The organism is Streptomyces sp. NPDC008086 (assembly GCF_042957325.1).
Lineage (GTDB): Bacteria > Actinomycetota > Actinomycetes > Streptomycetales > Streptomycetaceae > Streptomyces.
The window spans coordinates 75,227-94,789 of record NZ_JBIBIA010000009.1; the positions used below are offsets into that span (position 1 = coordinate 75,227).

General features: G+C 71.3%; 18 protein-coding genes and 1 riboswitch. Of the genes, 7 read left to right on the forward strand and 11 right to left on the reverse strand.

Annotation, left to right across the window (positions count from 1 at the left end):
* Positions 1-42: 42 nt before the first annotated feature.
* Genes ACFZBP_RS30290 through ACFZBP_RS30320 form a run of 7 tightly spaced genes read right to left on the reverse strand, consistent with a single transcriptional unit; the run spans position 43 to position 4,873 of the window.
* A complete protein-coding gene (locus tag ACFZBP_RS30290) occupies positions 43-501 on the reverse strand; it encodes a PH domain-containing protein (RefSeq protein ID WP_391417700.1) in 459 nt (152 codons plus the stop codon).
* Between the two features lie 19 nt (positions 502-520).
* Positions 521-1,372 (reverse strand): ATP phosphoribosyltransferase, encoded by an 852-nt coding sequence (gene hisG, locus ACFZBP_RS30295; RefSeq protein ID WP_383458615.1) that lies wholly within the window; start codon positions 1,370-1,372, stop codon positions 521-523.
* Positions 1,373-1,422: 50 nt separating this feature from the next.
* A complete protein-coding gene (locus ACFZBP_RS30300) occupies positions 1,423-1,695 on the reverse strand; it encodes a phosphoribosyl-ATP diphosphatase (protein ID WP_391417703.1) in 273 nt (90 codons plus the stop codon).
* A gap of 33 nt (positions 1,696-1,728) precedes the next feature.
* The gene (ribH, locus tag ACFZBP_RS30305; RefSeq protein WP_057614122.1) at positions 1,729-2,214 is read right to left on the reverse strand and encodes a 6,7-dimethyl-8-ribityllumazine synthase; all 486 of its coding nucleotides are present in this window, start codon (positions 2,212-2,214) and stop codon (positions 1,729-1,731) included.
* Positions 2,215-2,238: 24 nt separating this feature from the next.
* Positions 2,239-3,621: a GTP cyclohydrolase II gene (ribA, locus tag ACFZBP_RS30310; protein WP_383458617.1), complete on the reverse strand. Its 1,383-nt coding sequence runs from the start codon at positions 3,619-3,621 to the stop codon at positions 2,239-2,241.
* Positions 3,618-4,259 (reverse strand): nicotinamide mononucleotide transporter, encoded by a 642-nt coding sequence (locus ACFZBP_RS30315; protein ID WP_391417706.1) that lies wholly within the window; start codon positions 4,257-4,259, stop codon positions 3,618-3,620. Before ACFZBP_RS30315 ends, ribA begins: the two co-directional genes overlap by 4 nt.
* Positions 4,256-4,873, reverse strand: coding sequence for a riboflavin synthase (locus ACFZBP_RS30320; RefSeq protein ID WP_383458625.1), 618 nt, complete (start codon positions 4,871-4,873; stop codon positions 4,256-4,258). Before ACFZBP_RS30320 ends, ACFZBP_RS30315 begins: the two co-directional genes overlap by 4 nt.
* Positions 4,874-5,020: 147 nt before the next feature.
* A riboswitch (FMN riboswitch) is annotated at positions 5,021-5,151 on the reverse strand.
* A 172-nt stretch (positions 5,152-5,323) separates the two neighbouring features.
* Here ACFZBP_RS30320 and ACFZBP_RS30325 point away from each other — a divergent pair.
* The 3 genes from ACFZBP_RS30325 (at position 5,324) to ACFZBP_RS30335 (ending at position 9,502) form a co-directional block, all read left to right on the forward strand.
* Entirely contained in the window at positions 5,324-7,645 is a 2,322-nt protein-coding gene (locus ACFZBP_RS30325) for a chitinase C-terminal domain-containing protein (protein WP_391417708.1), read from the forward strand.
* A 96-nt stretch (positions 7,646-7,741) separates the two neighbouring features.
* The gene (locus ACFZBP_RS30330; RefSeq protein WP_383458631.1) at positions 7,742-8,632 is read left to right on the forward strand and encodes an RNA polymerase sigma-70 factor; all 891 of its coding nucleotides are present in this window, start codon (positions 7,742-7,744) and stop codon (positions 8,630-8,632) included.
* Positions 8,633-8,746: 114 nt separating this feature from the next.
* The gene (locus ACFZBP_RS30335) at positions 8,747-9,502 is read left to right on the forward strand and encodes an NAD(P)H-binding protein (RefSeq protein WP_391417711.1); all 756 of its coding nucleotides are present in this window, start codon (positions 8,747-8,749) and stop codon (positions 9,500-9,502) included.
* A 22-nt stretch (positions 9,503-9,524) separates the two neighbouring features.
* Here the strand turns inward: ACFZBP_RS30335 and ACFZBP_RS30340 are convergent, their stop codons facing one another.
* Positions 9,525-10,751 carry an ROK family protein gene (locus ACFZBP_RS30340; protein WP_391417713.1) on the reverse strand — a complete coding sequence of 409 codons (1,227 nt, stop codon included), beginning with the start codon at positions 10,749-10,751 and terminating at the stop codon, positions 9,525-9,527.
* Positions 10,752-10,910: 159 nt separating this feature from the next.
* Here ACFZBP_RS30340 and ACFZBP_RS30345 point away from each other — a divergent pair, with 159 nt between their 5' ends.
* Positions 10,911-12,122 (forward strand): MFS transporter, encoded by a 1,212-nt coding sequence (locus tag ACFZBP_RS30345; RefSeq protein WP_391417715.1) that lies wholly within the window; start codon positions 10,911-10,913, stop codon positions 12,120-12,122.
* A gap of 109 nt (positions 12,123-12,231) precedes the next feature.
* The gene (locus ACFZBP_RS30350; protein WP_391417717.1) at positions 12,232-13,644 is read left to right on the forward strand and encodes a solute carrier family 23 protein; all 1,413 of its coding nucleotides are present in this window, start codon (positions 12,232-12,234) and stop codon (positions 13,642-13,644) included.
* Here ACFZBP_RS30350 and ACFZBP_RS30355 read toward each other — a convergent pair.
* Positions 13,626-14,768: a glycoside hydrolase family 6 protein gene (locus ACFZBP_RS30355; RefSeq protein ID WP_391418264.1), complete on the reverse strand. Its 1,143-nt coding sequence runs from the start codon at positions 14,766-14,768 to the stop codon at positions 13,626-13,628. The genes ACFZBP_RS30350 and ACFZBP_RS30355 overlap by 19 nt on opposite strands.
* Before the next feature lie 174 nt (positions 14,769-14,942).
* Here ACFZBP_RS30355 and ACFZBP_RS30360 point away from each other — a divergent pair, with 174 nt between their 5' ends.
* Together ACFZBP_RS30360 and ACFZBP_RS30365 are read left to right on the forward strand one after the other, a co-directional pair.
* Positions 14,943-15,629 carry a DUF5995 family protein gene (locus ACFZBP_RS30360; protein WP_391417719.1) on the forward strand — a complete coding sequence of 229 codons (687 nt, stop codon included), beginning with the start codon at positions 14,943-14,945 and terminating at the stop codon, positions 15,627-15,629.
* Positions 15,630-15,717: 88 nt separating this feature from the next.
* Positions 15,718-16,647, forward strand: a complete 930-nt coding sequence (locus tag ACFZBP_RS30365) for an LLM class F420-dependent oxidoreductase (RefSeq protein WP_383458647.1) — start codon at positions 15,718-15,720, stop codon at positions 16,645-16,647.
* A gap of 41 nt (positions 16,648-16,688) precedes the next feature.
* Here the strand turns inward: ACFZBP_RS30365 and ACFZBP_RS30370 are convergent, their stop codons facing one another.
* Both ACFZBP_RS30370 and ACFZBP_RS30375 read right to left on the reverse strand, forming a co-directional pair.
* Positions 16,689-18,386, reverse strand: coding sequence for an FAD-dependent oxidoreductase (locus ACFZBP_RS30370; protein ID WP_391417722.1), 1,698 nt, complete (start codon positions 18,384-18,386; stop codon positions 16,689-16,691).
* Between the two features lie 57 nt (positions 18,387-18,443).
* The gene (locus ACFZBP_RS30375) at positions 18,444-19,232 is read right to left on the reverse strand and encodes a carbon-nitrogen hydrolase family protein (RefSeq protein WP_383458653.1); all 789 of its coding nucleotides are present in this window, start codon (positions 19,230-19,232) and stop codon (positions 18,444-18,446) included.
* Between the last annotated feature and the right edge of the window lie 331 nt (positions 19,233-19,563).

The window sequence follows — 19,563 nt, forward strand, 5'->3', positions numbered from 1 at the left end:
TCAGGGTGAACGTCCCCCAGTGAGCCCCGATGGCCCCCTGAGTCAGCCCTGATGCTCCTCCGGATCCCTGATGGCACGGGCCTCGGCGAGCGCCCGCAGGGCACGCGCGTCGGCGATGGCCCGCTGCTTGGCGATGCCGGGCTGGATGCCGAGCGCGGGCAGGCTGGTGCCGTCGCTGAGGTTGAGGAACACCCAGGGGTCGCCCGGACGGAGGTTCACCTGGACGATCTCGGCCCACTCCAGTCGGCGCTTCGTGGCGATGTTCACCACGGTGACGCCGGTCTCGTCGGCGACGACCTTCACGCGCGCCAGCATGGCCAGCACGCCGAACATCAGGGCGCCGGTGAAGACGAAGCTGAGGCGCTCGCCGGGGCCGAGCTTCTCCAGCAGCAGCGCGACCGCCGTGATGACGACGAAGATCGCGACGCCGGCGGTGAGCAGGACGGCCCGGGTGCGGCCCGGCCGGAACGTGACGGGCAGGGCGGGCAGTTCGGAGGACATCGGTCTACGGCCTCTCGGGTCAGAGGCGGCAGGCGTGGATGGCCGTGGTCAGGATGGCCCGCGCGCCGATGTCGTACAGGTCGTCCATGATCCGCTGGGCTTCCTTGGCCGGGACCATGGCCCGGACGGCCACCCAGCCCTCGTTGTGCAGCGGCGAGACGGTGGGCGACTCCAGGCCGGGCGTGAGGGCCACGGCCTTCTCCAGCTGCTCGACGCGGCAGTCGTAGTCCATCATCACGTAGGTCCGGGCGACCAGGACGCCCTGGAGGCGGCGCAGGAACTGCTGGACCTTGGGCTCCTCGCCGTCCGCGCCGGTGCGGCGGATGACGACGGCCTCGGACTTCATGATCGGGTCGCCGACGACCTCCAGGCCGGCGTTGCGCAGCGAGGTGCCGGTCTCGACGACGTCCGCGATGACCTGGGCGACGCCGAGCTGGATGGCGGTCTCGACGGCGCCGTCGAGGTGGACGACGGAGGCGTCGACGCCGTTGTCGGCGAGGTACTTGGCGACGATGCCCTCGTAGGAGGTGGCGACCGTCTTGCCGTTGAGGTCCGCCAGGTCGTCGCCGACGGTGCCCGGCTTGGTGGCGAAGCGGAAGGTGGAGCGGGCGAAGCCGAGGGCGAGGATCTCCTCGGCGTTGGCGCCGGAGTCGATCAGCAGGTCACGGCCGGTCAGGCCGATGTCGAGCTGCCCGGAGGCGACGTAGATGGCGATGTCGCGGGGGCGGAGGTAGAAGAACTCGACGTCGTTGCCGGGGTCGACGATCCGCAGTTCCTTGGACTCGCGGCGCTGGAGGTAGCCGGCCTCATGCAGCATCTCCGCCGCAGGGCCGGACAGGGAACCCTTGTTGGGGACGGCGATGCGCAGCATGAGGTCGGCTTCCTTCGTTCGCTCTTACGGGTGTGCTGGTTCGGTGGTGCTCAGAGGTGGGCGTAGACGTCCTCGAGGGAGATCCCGCGCGCGACCATCATCACCTGGACGTGGTAGAGCAGCTGCGAGATCTCCTCGGCGGCGGCTTCCTTGCCCTCGTACTCGGCGGCCATCCAGACCTCGGCGGCCTCCTCGACGACCTTCTTGCCGATGGCATGGACGCCCTTGCCGACCAGCTCTGCGGTGCGGGAGGTGGCGGGGTCGCCGTTCGCGGCCTTGTGCTGGAGCTCGGTGAAGAGCTCCTCGAAAGTCTTCTTGGACATGGTGGCGCCCACTTTACGCGTTGGCCGCGAGACCTAGCGCCACGGTTCGGATACTGAGCGGAGGGTCGCCGCCGTGGCCACCGCCGCCGTCACCGCCTCGTGGCCCTTGTCCTCGTTGGAGCCCTCGATGCCGGCCCGGTCCAGGGCCTGCTCCTCGGTGTCGCAGGTGAGGACGCCCATGCCGACGGGGACGCCGGTGTCGACCGAGACCTGGGTGAGGCCCTGGGTGACGCCCTGGCACACGTACTCGAAGTGCGGGGTGCCGCCGCGGATGACCACTCCGAGCGCCACGATGGCGTCGTAGCCGCGGCCCGCGAGGACCTTCGCGACCACCGGGAGTTCCCAGCTGCCGGGGACCCTGAGCAGGGTCGGCTCGTCGATCCCGAGGTCGTGCAGGGCGCGCAGCGCGCCGTCCACCAGACCGTCCATCACCTTCTCGTGCCACTGCGCCGCGATGACCGCGACCCGCAGGTCGCCCACATTGCGTACGGACAGCTCCGGTGCGCCCTTGCCGCTCACGTTCCTGAGTCTCCTCGTGTGCTGTTACTGGTTGGTGCAGGTGGACAGGGCGGCCGGGGCCCCGGGTGCCGGGTCCAGCCAGGGCAGGTCGTGCCCCATCCGGTCGCGCTTGGTGCGCAGGTACGTCAGGTTGTGCTCGCCCGCCTGTACGGGCATCGGCTCCCGCTCGGTGACCTTGAGGCCGTGGCCGGTGAGGGCGTCGGTCTTGTCGGGGTTGTTGGTCAGCAGGCGGACGCTGTGCACGCCGAGGTCGACCAGGATCCGCGCGCCGGCGCCGTAGTCGCGGGCGTCGGCGGGCAGGCCGAGTTCGAGGTTGGCGTCGAGGGTGTCGCGGCCGCGCTCCTGGAGTTCGTAGGCGCGCAGCTTGGACATCAGGCCGATGCCACGGCCCTCGTGTCCGCGCAGGTAGACGACGACTCCGCGGCCCTCGTCCTGGATGCGCTCCAGGGCGGCCTCCAGCTGGGGGCCGCAGTCGCAGCGCAGGGAGTGGAAGACGTCGCCGGTGAGGCATTCGGAGTGGACGCGCACGACGACGTCCTCGCCGTCGCCGATCTCGCCGTGGACGAGGGCGACGTGCTCGACGCCGTCGACGGTGGAGCGGTATCCGTACGCCGTGAAGGCGCCGTGGGCGGTGGGCAGGTGGACCTCGGCCTCGCGGCGGACGGCCGGGCGGCCCGGCAGCCGCTGCTCGACGAGGGCGGGGCGCTGCTCGGCCGCGGTGGGCTCCTGCTGGGCCGGCTCCGGGTGTTCGGCGGCGCGGCGGTAGGCGATCAGGTCCTCGATGGAGATGATCGTCAGGCCGTGCTTGCGGGCGAACGGGATCAGCTCGGGCAGCCGCAGCATCTCGCCGTCCTCGCCGGCGATCTCGACGATGGCGCCCGCCGGGCGCAGGCCCGCGAGGCGGGCGAGGTCGACGGCGGCCTCGGTGTGGCCGTTGCGCACGAGGACGCCGCCGGGCCGGGCACGCAGCGGGAAGACGTGGCCGGGGCGGACGAGGTCCGAGGGCTCCGCCTTGCCGCTCGCGAGGAGCTGGAGCGTGGTCGCGCGGTCGGAGGCCGAGATGCCGGTGGTCACGCCGTGCGCGGCGGAGGCGTCCACGGAGACGGTGAACGCGGTCTTCATCGACTCGGTGTTGTCCTGGACCATCTGCGGGAGCTCGAGCCGCTCCAGCTCGTCGGGCTCCATGGGCGCGCAGATCAGGCCGCGGCACTCGCTCATCATGAAGGCGACGATCTCGGGGGTCGCGTGCTCGGCGGCGATCACGAGGTCGCCCTCGTTCTCCCGGTCCTCGTCGTCGACGACCACGATGGGGCGGCCGGCGGCGATGTCGGCGATGGCCTGTTCGATCGGGTCGAGCCGGAGGTCCTCGACGGCTTCGGTGCGGTACAGGGTCGGTGCCGTGGTCATGCCGGCGCTCCTTCCAGGACGGGCCGCGCTGTCCTGCGGGAGCGCAGCCACCAGTCGCGCATGCCCCACAGGACGAGTGCGCCGTAGATGACGTAGACGAAGCCGGAGAAGGCGTAGCCGTTGGCGAAGTTGAGGGGGACGCCGACCAGGTCGACGAGGAGCCAGGCGAACCAGAACTCGACCATGCCGCGTGCCTGGGCGTACATGGCGACGACGGTGCCGACGAAGATGTACGCGTCGGGCCAGGGGTCCCAGGACAGGGTCGGGTACGCCTTGAAGAGCAGCGCGACCGCGACGGTGCCGGCGGCGGCCGCGGCGACCATCGCGCCGCGCTCGCGCCAGGTGGCGAACCGCACGCTGATGTGGCCGTCCTCGCCCTGGCCCTGGCCGCGCTGCCACTGCCACCAGCCGTAGAGGGCGACGACCATGACGACGGCCTGCTTGCCCGCGCTGCCGGTGAGGTGGCCGAAGAAGGCGCCGAAGAGGATCAGGCCGGCCAGGAACTGCACGAGCCAGGTCCATATGGAGCGCCGCCAGCCGAGGGCGAGGGCGGCGAGGCCGAAGAGGTTGCCGACCATGTCCGACCAGAGGATGTGCTGGCCGAAGACGGTGAAGGCCTCGGAGTTCAGTGAGTTCACCGGTCGCCCGCCCCTTCGGAGGAGAGCCGGTCGCCCAGCATCCGCTCGACGTACTTGGCGATGACGTCGACCTCGAGGTTGACCGGGTCGCCGGGCTGCTTCAGGCCGAGCGTGGTCAGGTCGAGGGTGGTCGGGATGAGGCTGACGGTGAAGTAGTCGGGGCCGGCGTCGACGACGGTGAGGCTGATGCCGTCGACGGTGATGGAGCCCTTCTCGACGACGTACCGGGAGAGGTCGGCGGGGAGCGAGATCTTGACGATCTCCCAGTTCTCGGAGGGCTTGCGCTCCAGCACCTCGCCGGTGCCGTCGACGTGTCCCTGCACGATGTGCCCGCCGAGACGCGCGCCCACGGCGGTGGGGCGCTCCAGGTTGACGCGGGAGCCGACGGTGAGGACGCCCAGGCTGGAGCGGTTCAGGGTCTCGGCCATGACGTCGGCGGTGAACTCGTCGCCCTCGTGCTCCACGACCGTGAGGCAGACGCCGTTGACCGCGATGGAGTCCCCGTGCTGGGCGCCTTCGGTGACGACGGGGCCGCGCAGTCGGAAGCGACAGGCGTCGTCGAGGGTCTCGACAGCCGTGACGTGGCCCAGCTCTTCGACGATTCCGGTGAACACTTCCCGGGTCCTCCTGCCTCATTCGGGCACGGACTCCGGGGCTGTCGATGACGACAGAATGTACGAGCAGGGACACCGAGGGCGACGCCGATACAGGGCTCGCCACGAGGGCGAACCGATACGGCGGCGCGCACGAATGCCCGCCCGCCGCGCACTGCCTCCCATCCGGACTTTAACCGTCGGTCCAGGAATTTCACCTGGTCAACCGGTCGCTGGAGGCGACCGGGTCGCGGACTGTAACCGCCGGTTCGGACTTTCACCGACCCCGGAGTGCGCTGCTTCTGGTACAGAGCCAGTGTGCCACGCCCGGTCCAGGTCCATGCGGCTGAATGTTGTGGGGTGGCTCACAAGGCTCCCCGAGCGAGTCCCTTCCGGGATTGGTCCATACCTATTGACGCACTGGTCTAGTCCTCCTTAGTGTCTGCGCAACTTCCGTGGGGAGGAACCGACTTGCTGTCCCTTTCACGCAACCGGGCGAGACCCGCCGTGCTCGCCGCCCTCGGCACCATCGCCGGTCTGGTGCTCGCCGGGCTCCCGGCGACCGTCTCGCACGCCGCCGACCAGGAGTCCTGTCGCCCCGACGGCCTGTACCGGACGCCGGGCGTCGATGTCCCGTACTGCTCGGTCTACGACACGGCCGGCCGGGAGAAGATGGGCGCCGACCACCAGCGCCGGGTGATCGGCTACTTCACCGGCTGGCGCACCGGCAAGGACGGCACGCCCGCCTACCTCGCCCCGGACATCCCGTGGGACAAGGTCACCCACCTCAACTACGCCTTCGCGCACATTGACGGCGGCAACAGGATCTCCGTCGGCACCGACGGTGCGACGAACCCGGCGACGGGAATGACGTGGCCGGGTGTGAGCGGCACGGAGACGGACCCGGAATTCCCCTACAAGGGCCATTTCAATCTGCTGAACAAATTCAAGAAGCAGCACCCGGACGTCAAGACGCTGATATCGGTGGGCGGTTGGGCCGAGACCGGGGGCTATTTCGACGACAACGGCACCCGCGTGAACTCGGGCGGCTTCTACTCGATGGCGACGAACGCCGACGGTTCGGTCAACCAGTCCGGCATCGACACGTTCGCGGATTCGTCGGTCGCGTTCATCAGGAAGTACGGCTTCAACGGCGTCGACATCGACTACGAGTACCCGACCTCCATGAAGGACGCGGGCCATCCGCTGGACTGGCCCCTGTCCAACGCCCGCCGGTCCGGCCTGGTCAAGGGCTACGCGGCTCTGATGAAGACGCTGCGCGAGAAGCTCGACCGCGCGGGCGCCGCGGACGGCAGGCACTATCTGCTCTCGGTCGCCGCCCCCTCCTCCGGATATCTGCTGCGCGGCATGGAGACCTTCCAGGTCCAGAAGTACCTGGACTACGTCAACATCATGTCGTACGACCTGCACGGCGCCTGGAACGAGTACGTGGGTCCGAACGCCTCCCTCTACGACGACGGGAAGGACGCCGAACTCGCCGCGGCGGGCGTGTATTCCACGTCCCAATACGGCGGAATCGGCTATCTCAACACCGACTGGGCGTACCACTACTTCCGCGGTTCGATGCCGGCGGGCCGTATCAACATCGGGCTCCCCTACTACACCCGGGGATTCAAGAACGTCACGGGCGGCACGGACGGACTGTGGGGCAAGGCGCCCTCGACGGCCTGTCCGGCGGGCTCCGGGCTGACCAGGTGCGGTGACGGGGCCGTCGGGATCGACAACCTCTGGCACGACCTCGACACCGCCGGCAAGGAGTCACCGGCGGGTTCGAACCCGATGTGGCACGCCAAGAACCTGGAGAAGGGGGTCGTCGGGGACTACGTCACGAAGTACGGCTTCCCGGCCGGCACCCGGCTGACCGGTACGTACGCCCGCAGGTACGACTCGACCCTGGTCGCGCCCTGGTTGTGGAACGCGGAGAAGAAGGTGTTCCTGTCCACCGAGGACGAGCAGTCGGTGAACGCCAAGGCCGACTACGTCGTCGACCACGGCATCGGCGGCACGATGGTGTGGGAACTGGCCGGTGACTACGGCTGGAACGCGGGCAAGGGACAGTACGAGCCCGGCTCGACGCTGACCTCCGCGATGTACGAGAAGTTCAAGTCGGCTTCCCCGTACGGCGCGCAGCGATCGACGATCGACCTGCCGGCCGAGGCGCTGGACATCGGTGTCGACTTCGGGCAGTTCCCGCTCGGCGATTCCAACTACCCCATCAGCCCCAAGCTGAGGATCACCAACAACTCGACGGCGACGCTGCCGGGCGGCACGGAGTTCCAGTTCGACTACGGCACCTCGGCGCCCGCAAACGCCAAGGACCAGTCGGGCTGGGGGACTTCGGTGATCCGCAGCGATCACACGGGGAGCAACGTCGGCGGGCTCGAGGGCGACCACCACCGGGTGTCGCTGAAGCTGCCGGGCTGGCAGACGCTGGCGCCGGGGGCGTCGGTGGAGCTGGACCTCGTGTACTACCTGCCGGTGTCGACGCCGTCCAACTGGACGGTGACGTTCGGAGGGCGGACGTACGCGCTGGCCGGGGACCTCGCACGCGGGACGACCGTGGTGGAGCCGGGATCGGGAACCCCGTCCCCCTCCCCCACCTCTTCCAGTGGGGAGTGCGCGAACCCCGCCTGGAACGCCACGACGGAGTACGGCGGAGGCAGCACCGTGTCCCGTGCGGGGCACTCGTGGAAGGCCAGGTGGTGGACGAAGGGCGAGGAGCCCGGCACCACAGGCGAGTGGGGCGTGTGGCAGGACCTCGGAGCCTGCTGAGCCCCGCGCAGATCGGCCCGGCGGCGGTGACGACGGCCCTTGCCCGCCGCCGGGTCTCCCAACGCCCGCCCTCCGCCGTTCTGGCAGGGTGAGGGCATGACCACCACCGCGATCGCCGACGAGTTCGAGGCCCATCGCCCCCGGCTGTTCGGCCTGGCCTATCGCATGCTGGGATCCGCCGACGAGGCCGAGGACACCGTCCAGGACGCTTATCTGCGCTTCAGCGGCGCCGACCGCGACACGATCGAGTACCCGGCGGCCTGGCTCGCCAAGGTCGTCACCAACCTCTGTCTCACCCGGCTGACCTCGGCCAGGGCCCGGCGCGAGCAGTACGTCGGGCCCTGGCTGCCGGAGCCCGTGGTCACCTCGGACGGCGCGCTCGGGCCGCTGGAGTCCGCCGAGCAGCGGGACGCCGTGTCCATGGCGATGCTGGTGCTGCTGGAGCGGCTCACGCCGACCGAGCGGGCCGTCTACGTGCTGCGGGAGGCGTTCGCGTACGGCCACCGGGAGATCGCCGAGGCGCTGGAGCTGTCCGAGGCCAACTGCCGGCAGCTGTACCGGCGGGCGGTCCAGCGGGTGGGCGAGGAGCGGGCGCGGTTCGAGCCGTCGGCGGAGCGGCAGGAGGAGCTGGTCAGGTCGTTCCTCACGGCGGCCCGCGACGGGGACCTGGACGGGCTGGAGAAGCTGCTGGCGGCCGACGTCGTCTGGTCGAGCGACGGCGGCGGCAAGGTCTCGGCGGCCCGGCGGCCGATCGAGGGCCGGGACAAGGTGTTCCGCTTCCTGGCGGGTGCGACGCGGACGTTCCTGGCGGGCGTGGACTTCACCGCGGTCGAGATCAACGGCGCGACCGCGCTGGCCGCGTGGGAGGGCGACACGCTGCTCTCGGTGACGACGTTCGACGTGCGGGACGGGCTGCTCGCCCGGGCGTGGGCCGTGGTGAACCCGGACAAGCTGGACTTCGTGCGCCGTCAGCTGGCGCGGGCGTAGCGGAGCCGGCGGCGTGATCGTCCGCGGCTGTCACATTTCACCCGGCGTACTCGGTCCCAGCTGACGAGGGGCGCTCCATGCGGGAGCGCCCGGCGTCGGAAGGGGCTGAACAGCATGACCACGATCCTGGTGACCGGCGGCACCGGCACCCTCGGCAGGCTCGTCACCGAGCGGTTGCGGGCGGACGGCCACGAGGTGCGGGTGCTCAGCCGGCACGCCCAGCCGTACGCCGTCGACCTGCGCAAGGGTGGTCCCGCCCTGGACGCGGCCATGGAGTCCGTGGACACGGTCGTGCACTGCGCGACCTCGACGGGCGGCGGCGACGAGGAGGCGGCGGCGCGGCTGATCGCGGCGGCGCGCCGGGCCGGCGTACGGCACCTCGTGTACATCTCGATCGTCGGCGTCGACCGGGTGCCGTTCGGCTACTACCGGAGCAAGCTCGCCGTGGAGCGGCTGGTCGAGGAGTCGGGGCTCGGCTGGACCGTGCTGCGCGCGACCCAGTTCCACGATCTGCTGGTGCGGGTGCTCGGCATGCTGGCCAAGTCGCCGGTCCTGCTGCTCCCGGCCCGGGTGAAGGACCAGCCGATCGAGGTGGCGGAGGTCGCGGCCCGCCTCGCGGAACTGGCCCTGGACGACCCTGCCGGACGCGTCGACGACATGGGCGGCCCCGAGGTGCGGACCTTCGACTCGCTGGCCCGCGCCTACCTCCAGGCCACGGGCCGCAGGCGCGTCGTGCTGCGCGTGCCGCTGCGGGGCAGGGCGTACGACGGCTTCCGCTCGGGCGGTCATCTGGCGCCGGAGCACGCGGTGGGCAAGGGGACGTTCGAGGAACACCTGGGGCGGCGTTTCGGGGGTGGGCAGGGCGTTTGACCTGGGCTTCCCAGGTCCCGGGTCACCGGTCCGGCGGCCCGAACAGCTCGTCCTGCGCGGCGTCCCGCGCCGTGAGCAGCGCGCCGCGCAGGACGGCGCCGCCGCCGAGGCCGGTGGGCCGGACCACGGTCGCCAGCGGCGACATCCGGCGGATCCGCTCCTCCACCCGCCCGGCGAGCACGTCCCCGCCGGCCTGCCCGACCTCCCCGCCGAGCACCACGCAGCCGGGGTCGAGGATGGCGACCACGGAGGCGACGCCCAGGGCGAGGCGATCGGCGAAGGCGTCGAGGAAACGGTCGGCGGAGGCGGCGTCGCCGAGCAGCCCGGCCTCGCCCCCGCCCCCCGCCACCAGTCCCGCGGCCTCCCTGACGACCCCGGCGGCGAGCGGCTCGTGCGCGGCCGTGCTCCCGACCGGCAGTCCGTACGCCCGCGCCAGCTCCACGATCGCCGCCGACCCCGCCAGGGAGTGGAACCCGCCCTCGCAGTCCACCGCCGACGGCAGTCCGGACGTGCCCGGTACCGGAAGGAAGCCGATCTCGCCGGTGCCGCCGGAGGCTCCTCGGCGCAGGGCACCGTCGAGGACCACGGCCGCGCCCGTGCCGTGGCCGAGCCAGAGCAGGACGAAGGTGTCGCGGTCGCGGGCCACGCCGTCGCGCTGTTCGGCGAGGGCCGCGAGGTTGGTCTCGTTCTCGACGCTGACGCGGGCCTCGGGGAGCCGTTCCTGGAGGGTGGCGACCAGGCGGCGGTGCCATTCGGGCAGGCCGGTGGAGTCGCGCAGCTCTCCGTTCGCCGGGTCGATCAGACCGGGGGCGCCTATCCCGACCGTATGCAGCCGGTCCGCCCCCGCCTCCTTCGCGACCCGCTCCACGAGCGTGACCGCCTGCTCCACGGCGGGCCCGGTCCCGGTGTCGCCGCCGATGGGTACCGACGCCTCGGCGAGCACGGCCCCGACCAGGTCGGACACCACCACGGAGACGCCTTCGGTACGGACGTCGAGCGCGGCCAGGTGGGCGCGGTCGGCGACGATGCCGTACAGCTTGGCGTTCGGGCCGCGTCGCTGCTCTCCGGCCTCGCCGACGACCGCGATCAGGTCGGCAGCCGTGAGGCGTTCGACGAGGTCGGCGACGGTCGGCCGGGACAGGCCGGTGAGCTGCTTCAACTGCCCTGCCGTCAGCGGGCCCTCCTGCTGGAGCAGTCGCAGGGCGAGCCGGTCGTTGATGGCCCGGGCGGTGCTCGGGGATGCGGGCATGCCGGGATCCTTCCAGATCGGCGGGGCCGTGCGGTGGGCGGCCGGGATATCCCCTATATATCAGGCAGGGACCCTGATAGTTTACGCGCGGCGTCAACACAGAGTGCGACGCGCGCAGCACGCAGTCCGCACGGAGCGAGGACCAGGAGGGGCCGGACAATGAGTGAGGTGGTCTACGACCTGCGCGAGGTGAAGCGCGCCCGGTACGCCGTGGCGGCCGTCTTCGCCGTGCACGGCGCCGTCACCGGCTCGTTCGCGACACGGGTGCCCTGGATCCAGGACCACGCCGGGGTCAGCGCGGGCCAGCTGGGGCTGGCGCTCGCCTTCCCCGCACTCGGCGCCTCCCTGGCGATGCCGCTGGCGGGCAGCATCAGTCACCGCTTCGGCGCCCGGAACGCCCTGCGCGGACTGATCGCGCTGTGGACGCTCTCGCTGGTCCTGCCCTCCCTCGCCCCCAACCTGCCGGCGCTGTGCCTGGCGCTGTTCACCTATGGCGCCACCGCGGGCATGGCGGACGTGGCGATGAACGCGCTGGGCGTCGAGGTCGAGAACCGGCTCGATCGGTCGATCATGTCCGGGCTGCACGGCATGTGGAGCGCGGGCGCCCTGATCGGCTCGGCGGCCGGCACGCTCGCGGCCCACCTGGGCTCGGACGCCCGGCTGCACCACGCGCTGGCCGCGGTGACCCTCACCGTCCTCGGCGTCGTGGCCTGCCGGTGGGTGCTGGACCTCCAGCCCGCCGAGGACGAGGAGCCGCCGCCCCGGTTCGCGCTGCCGCCCAGGTCGGCGCTGCTCATCGGCGCGGTCGGGTTCTGCGCGGTCTTCGCGGAGGGCGCGAGCCTGGACTGGTCGGCGGTCTATCTGCGGGACCAGCTGGAGACCTCCGCCGGACTCGCGGCGGCGTGCACGACCGGCTTCACCCTCACCATGGCGCTCGCCCGGATCGCCGGGGACAGGATCGTGGACCGCTACGGCGCCGTGCGCACGGTCCGGTTCAGCGGTGTCCTCGCCACCCTCGGCGGCCTGCTGATCGTGCTGTCGGACCAGCCGGCCCTGGCGATCGCCGGGTTCGCGCTGCTGGGACTGGGCATCGCGGTGGTCGTGCCGCTCTGCTTCGCGGCAGCGGGCCGCAGCGGCAGCAATCCTTCGCTGGCCATCGCGGGTGTCGCGACCATCACGTACACCTCGGGTCTGATCGCCCCGAGCGCGATCGGCGGAATCGCCCAGGCCACCAGTCTGATGGTGTCCTTCTGCCTGGTGACCGTGCTGTCCTTCGGCCTGGTGGCGTTCGCGCGCGTCCTGCGCGCCGGTGATCGTGACCGCCCGAAGGTCAGCCGACCGGACGCGGCGGTTCCCGACCCGCGCCCCTGAGTCCGTCGAGCGGTCGCTCCGTGCGTGCGATCAGCCCTGGTCGGTGCCGTTCCCCACGTACCTGACAATGGTCCGGTCACCCACCGCACGACGAAAGCGAAACCGCACCATGGATCTCGGCGTCCGCTGGAAACTGCACGGCGACGGACGCACGCCGGCGCCCGGAGCGGTGGTCCGCCCCGACGAGCGGCTGTCGTGGCCCCGCACGGTCGGGCTCGGCGCCCAGCATGTGGTGGCCATGTTCGGCGCGTCCTTCGTGGCGCCGGTCCTGATGGGGCTCGACCCCAACCTGGCGATCATGATGTCCGGCGTCGCGACGCTCGTCTTCCTGCTCGCCACACGTGGCCGGGTGCCCAGCTATCTCGGCTGCTCCCTCTCCTTCGTCGGGGTCGCCGCGGTCATCCGGGCCGACGGCGGTACCAGCGCGACCGTCACCGGCGCGGTCCTCGTCGTCGGCGCCGTGCTGTTCCTGGTCGGCCTCGCCGTGCGGAAGTTCGGCGCGCGGATCATCCACGCCACGATGCCGCCGATCGTCACCGGCGCCGTGGTGATGCTGATCGGCTTCAACCTCGCCCCGGTGACGGCCTCGACGTACTGGCCGCAGGACCAGTGGACCGCGCTGCTGGTGATGCTGTTCACCGGGCTCGCGGTGGTCTGTCTGCGCGGGTTCTGGTCCCGTATCGCGATCTTCCTGGGCCTGGTCTTCGGCTACGGCATCTCCTGGGCGTTCGACCGGATCTTCGGGAAGATCCACTCGGTGGACGCGAGCGGCAAGCTCACCGACCACTGGCGGCTGGACCTCTCCGGGGTCTCGAAGGCCGACTGGATCGGGCTGCCCGACCTGCACGGCCCGTCCTTCCAGTGGTCGGCGATCCTCGTGGCCCTGCCCGTGGTCATCGCCCTGGTCGCCGAGAACGCCGGGCACGTCAAGGCGGTCGGCGAGATGACCGGCGACAACCTGGACGACAAGCTGGGCACCGCGATCTCCGCGGACGGCGTCGCCTCGATGCTCTCCACGGCGGTGGGCGGCCCGCCCAACACCACGTACTCCGAGAACATCGGCGTAATGGCCGCGACCCGCGTCTACTCGACCGCCGCCTACTGGGCGGCCGCCGGCTTCGCCCTGCTCTTCGGTGTCTGCCCCAAGTTCGGCGCGGTCGTGGCCGCGATCCCGGGCGGCGTCCTCGGCGGCATCACGGTCATCCTGTACGGCATGATCGGACTGCTCGGCGCGCAGATCTGGATCAACGCCGAGGTCGACCTGCGCAATCCGCTCAACCTCGTCCCGGCCGCCGCGGGCATCATCATCGGCGTCGGCAACGTCACGATGGAGTTCACCGACACCTTCGAGCTCAGCGGCATCGCGCTCGGCACCCTCGTCGTCATCACCGGCTACCACGCGCTGCGGGCCTTCGCCCCGGCCCACCTCAAAACGCAGCACCCGCTGCTCGACGAGGGCACGTCCTCCTACGACGAGGCGAGCGGCACCGGCGATGACGGGGCTCAGCGCGCCAAGTCGTAGGCGTACGACGCCGTGAAGGTCCCCGGCCGCCCCTTGCACCCGTCCGACTCCCCGGGCAGCTTCACCCACAGGTAGCCATCGATCCGCGCCTCCCCCGTGCTGAGCGTCGGCGCCCGGCCCAGCTTGCGGCCGGCGGGGTCGCACCACTCACCGTCGGCCGGGGCGCCGGCGCCGTTGCGGCTGGTGTCGATGACGGCGCCGAGGCTCGCGGGGCCGCCGAGGGCGTCGAGGACCTGTCGGTCGTAGGCGATCTCGTCGGTCGTGGCGTGGAAGTTGGAGACGTTGCTGAAGACGCCGTCGGAGGAGGCGGTCGAGGCCGCGCCGGCCTGTCGCAGCCACTCCGCCTGCTTGCCGGGCGCGTGCCAGCCGGAGTGCCCGGCGTCGTAGTAGACGCGTGCCTGGGGGTTCGCCGTCTTGAAGGCGCGGCCGGCGCGGGCCAACGAGGCGAAGCGGTCGGCGCGTTCGGCGGCCGTGAGGCACTCGGACTGGGCGACCGAGTCGGGCTCCAGGATCACGATGACGTCGGAGGAGCCGAGTCCGGCGGCGAACCTGTCGATCCAGGCGTCGTAGGCGTCGAGGCCGGGCGCCCCGCCCTGGGAGTGCCCGCCGCAGTCACGGTCCGGTATCGCGTACGGCACCACCACGGGCACCCGTCCCAGCGCCGAACCTGCCGAAGTGACCGCGCGGACCCGGGCGGTGATGGTGTCCGGTGTGAAGTCGGCGAACCACACTGCGGCCGGCTGGGCGGCGATCCTGGAGGCGATGACCGCTTGGCGCGGGTCGCCGGTGTTGCCGCGGACCCACTCCAGGACCTGGGAGTCGGGGTGGCGGTAGAGGCGGGCGGAGACCACGGTCGGCTGCCGACTCCTGTCGGTCCTGGTCGGGGCGGGCGTGGGGCGCGCGGGGGCGGCCTTCTTCTCCTTCGGGGGCGGTGAAGTCGGCGTCGGTGACGGGGACTTCGTGACCGACGGGGACGGTGAGGGCACGAGCGGCAGGGAGTCCGGGCTCGGCGAGCGCGTCACCTCGGGCGGCCTGGCCTCGTCGGCGCGCCCTCTGTCGTCGAGCGCGGAGAGCATGCCGGTCGCGGTGCCGACGGCGACCACGACGGAGGCCGCCACGACCATGGCATGGCGCCGGGCCGCTCTCCTGCGCTCGGACCTGCGTGCGGCCAGTCGCTGGGCACGTAAGCCTGGCACCGTCCCGCTCCCCCTCCCCCAACGGCAGGCGCGTTCCCCCGTTCTGGGGAAGCGCCGGGCCCGCCGACACTTGCGCCAGCCTAAAGCTGGGACTCTGCCCCCATGGCGCAATGCGAACAATTCACCACACCCGTGGACGCCGTCGTCTCCCGTATGCGCGCCCTCCACGCGACCCTGCCCGAACGCGACGGAGTGGCCGTCTTCAACCGCGTCTACCTCACCGTCACGGAGGCCGTCGACCGGGACATCGACGCGGGCCGGTTCACGGACGCGCGGGCGGCGATCACGCTGGACGTGCGGTTCGCGGAGCGGTATCTCACGGCGGTGGAGCGGGCCGAGGACGAGCGGCGCCCGCCCGCCTGCTGGCGGCCGCTGTTCCAGATGCGCCGGCATCCCGGCGTACGTCCGTTGCAGTTCGCGCTCGCGGGCATCAACGCGCACATCGGCCACGATCTGGCGCTCGCCGTGGTGGACGCCTGTCGTAGCCTCGACTGCGAACCGGCCGATCTGGAGGACGAGTTCGACCGGGTGGGTGATCTCCTCGTCTCGCTGGAGGAGCGCGTCCGCGAAGAGCTGATGCCGGGTCCCGACCTGCTCCAGATCGCCGACCCGCTCACCCATCTGCTCGGTTCCTGGAGCCTGGAGCGGGCCCGGGACGCCACCTGGTCGACGGCGCGGGCACTGTGGGCACTGCGCCGACTCCCGGATGTCGCCGAGGAGTTCACCGAGCGGCTGGACGCGGCCGTGGGGTTCGCGGGACGCATGATGCTCACGCCGCTGCCGGAATGATTCGGCCACTCCTGTGACGGGTCCCCTCAACTGGTAGATGAACGTTGTACGTTCGGCAGAAGTGGACCTCTTGCGAAGGAGCACAGGCATGGCGACTCGGCTCGGACTGGCACTGCCCCAGAACAAGCAGTACGACCTCGGCAGGGATGTCCCGGACGTGGCACGCGCCGCGGAGGCGGTCGGCTACGAGAGCCTGTGGGTGTACGAGCGGGCGCTGTTCCCCGAGCCGGCCACACAGGGCCTGTACGGCATCGAGGGCCTGCCCTGGCCGGACGCCTACCGCGGGGTCGCCGACCCGCTGGTCACGCTCACGCTGGCGGCGGCCGCCACCGAGCGGGCCCGGCTCGGCACCAGCGTGCTGGTGGCCCCGCTGCACGTGCCCTTCCAGCTCGCCAGGACGCTCGCCACCCTGGACGCGGCGAGCGGCGGCCGCGTCGTCGCGGGCCTCGGCACCGGCTGGTCGCACGACGAGTACGCGGCGGCCGGCGTACGCCCCTTCGAGGAGCGCGGCCAGGTCCTCGACGAGGTGATCGAGGTCTGCCGCGCGGTGTGGGGTCCGGATCCGGTGTCCTACGACGGCCGGACCACGAGGATCGCCCCCGCCGTGGTCGGCCCCAAGCCCGCCCGGCCCATCCCGATCCTGCTCGCCGCCGGCACCCCCAAGGCCCGACGCCGGCTGGTGGACCACGCCGACGGCTGGATGCCCGTCGCCATGAGCGCCGAGTCGCTGGCCAAGCAGTGGCAGGAGCTGCGGGACCTGGCCGACGAGCGGGGGCGCACGGCGCCGTTGCAGACGGTGGTGCGGACCAACGCGCGCTACACCGCCAAGGGGTACGAGGGTTCCGACCGCACGCCCTTCCACGGCAGCGTCGACCAGATCGTGACGGACCTGGTGGCGTACGCCGAGGTGGGCCTGGACGAGATCTTCGTCGACCTCCAGAGCTCCGTACGCGACGCCCAGGAGCTCAAGGACGTCGCGGCGGAGGTGTACGAGAAGGCGCGTGCGGCCGGGATCTGAGCCTCTTCTCCAGCCTCTTCTCGCGGCCCTTTCTCTCGGCCTCAGTCCTCGGGCAGCTCGACCGGCGCGATCTCGTCGTAGACGTCGCCCGGCCCCGGGTTGGTCGCGTCGGTGGCCCCGCCGAAGTGGTGCATGACGCCCCAGACCGCGTTCAGCGCGGTCTGGACGGCGCCCTCGGCCCAGCCGGCCGTCCAGGAGATGTCGTCGCCGGCGAGGAAGATGCCCCGCTTGTCCTCGTCCAGCCGGTCCTGCATGAAGTGCGTGAACAGGCGCCGCTGGTAGCGGTAGTGGCCGGGGAGGTTGGCCTTGAACGCGCCCATGAAGTACGGCTCGTTCTCCCACGACACGGTCACCGGGTTGCCGATGACGTGCTTCCTGATGGCGACCTTCGGGTAGATCTCGCCGAGCGACTTCAGCATGACCTCCATCCGCTCGCTCGCGGACAGCGGCAGCCACTTCAGGCTGTCGTCGCACCAGGTGTAGGAGAGGCAGATGACGGCGGGCTTGTCCGGGCCGTCGTCGAGCAGGTAGGTGCCGCGCGTCATGCGGTCGGTGAGCGTCATCGACATGACGTCCCGGCCGGTCTCCTCGTCCTTGTCCAGCCAGAAGGGCCGGTCGACGGGCACGAAGAGCTTGCTGGACTCCATGTAGTGAGTGCGCTCGATCGCCGTCCAGTGGTCGATCGGGAAGAGCGAGTCGTCGCAGGCGATCTTCGACAGCAGCATCCAGGACTGGGCGGTGAACACGGCCGCCTGGTACGTACGGATGTCGCCGTTCGCGTCGGTCACGGTGATCCGGTTGCCGGCGGTGCGGTGCAGCCGGGTCACGGCCGGGCGGGGCTCGCCGTTCTCGTGGAGCTTGGCGAGCGAGGTGCCGTAGGACCAGTGGACGATCTTCTCCGGCTCGCGCTCCCACAGGCGCAGCGGCAGCTGCTGGGAGCCGCCGACGATGCCGCGGTGGTGGTCGTCGGCCTCGGTGTAGACGACGCGCAGGATCTCCAGGATGGAGTTCGGGAAGTCGGTGTCCCAGCCGCCGGTGCCGAAGCCGACCTGGCCGAAGATCTCGCGGTGCCGGAAGGACTTGAAGGACTCGGAGTCGCAGAGGAAGCCGTAGAAGGTCTGGTTGTCGAGCTTCTCGACGAGCTTCGCCCAGATCTCACGGATGCGCGGCACGTCCCGCTCGCGCATGGCCCGGTTCATGTCGGAGAAGTCGGCGCCGTCCTCGAGGCACTTGTTCCAGGCCTCGGCGACGTCCCGGTAGACCTGCGGGAGGTCGTCGATGGTCTCGGCGTAGTGCGACTCGCCCTTGAGATCGACGACGGTCGAAGGGGTCGCCTCGGCAAGGGGGTTGGGGAAGGGCTGGGTCTCCAGGCCGACGAGGTCGATGTAGTGCTGGAGCGCCGTGGAGGACGGCGGGAAGCGCATGGCGCCCATCTCGGCGATCAGGGCCGGGTCACAGCCCTCGAAGCCGACGGTCCGCAGCCTGCCGCCGATCTGGTCGGCCTCGTACACGACGGGCTTGAGGCCCATCTTCATCAGCTCGTACGCGGCCACGATCCCGGACAGGCCACCGCCGATGACCGCGACCTCGGTGCCGTGCTCGGTCGCCGGTATCTGGCCGAGCCCCGCCGGGTGGGCGAGGAAGTCGTCGTAGGCGTACGGGAAGTCCGGGCCGAACATGGTGATCGGCGGCTGCTGCTCGTCGGCGTGCTGGACGGCGTTGGGCACCGTGGACGTCATGGGGTGCGGACTCCTTGCACAAACAGGGACTGCGGGGGGGGGAGGAGGGGGCGGGGCTCAGATCAGGGACCCGTAGAGACCGGGGCGGCGGTCCTTCAGATACGGGTTCTCCTCACGGCATGCGGCGAGGAGGACGGGGTCGACGTCGGCGAGGACGAGTTCCTCGGCGCGGCCGGCGCGGGTGCGGGCGACTCCGTCGGGGCCGGCGAGGGTGGAGAGGCCGACGAACTCGAACTCCCCTTCCTGGCCGACCCGGTTGACGTAGGCGACGTACATCTGGTTCTCGAAGGCGCGCACGGGGATCATCGACTCGGCGACGAACTGGAACGGGTGCATCTGCGCGGTCGGCACGATCAGCAGGTCGGTGCCGGCGAGGGCGTGGGCGCGGACGTTCTCCGGGAACTCGACGTCGTAGCAGATCAGGATGCCGACGCGGACGCCGTCGAGCTCGGCCTGGACGATCTGCTGGTCGCCCGGCGTGAAGTGGTCGCGCTCGAAGCAGCCGAAGAGGTGGGTCTTGCGGTAGTTGGCCAGGCGGGTGCCGTCGGCGGAGATCAGCTGCGCCGAGTTGTACACCGTCTCGCCCGCCCGTTCCGGGTAGCCGTAGGCGATGGCCAGGCCGTGCCGTGTCGCGCTCTCGGCGACGGCGTCCGCGCAGTCGCCGTCGGCCGGCTCGGCGAGCCGGGCGATGTCGTCGCCGATCGCGTACCCGCTCAGGAACATCTCCGGCGCGACCAGCAGCCCCGCGCCCGCGGCGGCGGCGCGGCCCGCGGCCTCGTCGAGGACCTTGAGGTTCTCGACGGTCGAGCCGGGGCGGCCGGAGCTCTGGAGCAGGGCGGTACGCATGCGTGTTCCTCACCGGGCGGAAGGGGGGACGGGGGGCCGTGTAGGGGCCACGTAGACGGTACGGGCGGCTGAGCAGGGCGGACAAGGAGGAGCCGTTGCGCGCCCGTGAGCGGTTTGTTGCGTGCGTTCGGCCGTCGGCGGCGATTCGTTGCGCACCCCTGGTCGCAGGCCGGGTCCATCCCGTGGCGCGGCCTCGGCCGTACCGCGATGAACCGCCGTACGAAGATCCTCGTGCCGGGCTCCACGCTGCCGCTCATCGCCGGGACCGCGGCGGCGAACGCGCCGGCCGCACCGCGCCCGCGGGAAGCCGCCGCCCGCACCGGCACCGCCG

Bases quoted from the DNA above. Each gene is read 5' to 3' on its own strand.
- ACFZBP_RS30360 (WP_391417719.1), top strand. From the start codon at position 14,943: ATGGCGCAATGCGAACAATTCACCACACCCGTGGACGCCGTCGTCTCC.
- ACFZBP_RS30370 (WP_391417722.1), bottom strand. From the start codon at position 18,386: ATGACGTCCACGGTGCCCAACGCCGTCCAGCACGCCGACGAGCAGCAG.
- ACFZBP_RS30365 (WP_383458647.1), top strand. From the start codon at position 15,718: ATGGCGACTCGGCTCGGACTGGCACTGCCCCAGAACAAGCAGTACGAC.
- ACFZBP_RS30340 (WP_391417713.1), bottom strand. From the start codon at position 10,751: ATGCCCGCATCCCCGAGCACCGCCCGGGCCATCAACGACCGGCTCGCC.
- ACFZBP_RS30345 (WP_391417715.1), top strand. From the start codon at position 10,911: ATGAGTGAGGTGGTCTACGACCTGCGCGAGGTGAAGCGCGCCCGGTAC.
- ACFZBP_RS30335 (WP_391417711.1), top strand. From the start codon at position 8,747: ATGACCACGATCCTGGTGACCGGCGGCACCGGCACCCTCGGCAGGCTC.
- hisG (WP_383458615.1), bottom strand. From the start codon at position 1,372: ATGCTGCGCATCGCCGTCCCCAACAAGGGTTCCCTGTCCGGCCCTGCG.
- ACFZBP_RS30350 (WP_391417717.1), top strand. From the start codon at position 12,232: ATGGATCTCGGCGTCCGCTGGAAACTGCACGGCGACGGACGCACGCCG.
- ACFZBP_RS30290 (WP_391417700.1), bottom strand. From the start codon at position 501: ATGTCCTCCGAACTGCCCGCCCTGCCCGTCACGTTCCGGCCGGGCCGC.
- ribA (WP_383458617.1), bottom strand. From the start codon at position 3,621: ATGACCACGGCACCGACCCTGTACCGCACCGAAGCCGTCGAGGACCTC.
- ACFZBP_RS30300 (WP_391417703.1), bottom strand. From the start codon at position 1,695: ATGTCCAAGAAGACTTTCGAGGAGCTCTTCACCGAGCTCCAGCACAAG.
- ACFZBP_RS30375 (WP_383458653.1), bottom strand. From the start codon at position 19,232: ATGCGTACCGCCCTGCTCCAGAGCTCCGGCCGCCCCGGCTCGACCGTC.
- ACFZBP_RS30330 (WP_383458631.1), top strand. From the start codon at position 7,742: ATGACCACCACCGCGATCGCCGACGAGTTCGAGGCCCATCGCCCCCGG.
- ACFZBP_RS30355 (WP_391418264.1), bottom strand. From the start codon at position 14,768: ATGGTCGTGGCGGCCTCCGTCGTGGTCGCCGTCGGCACCGCGACCGGC.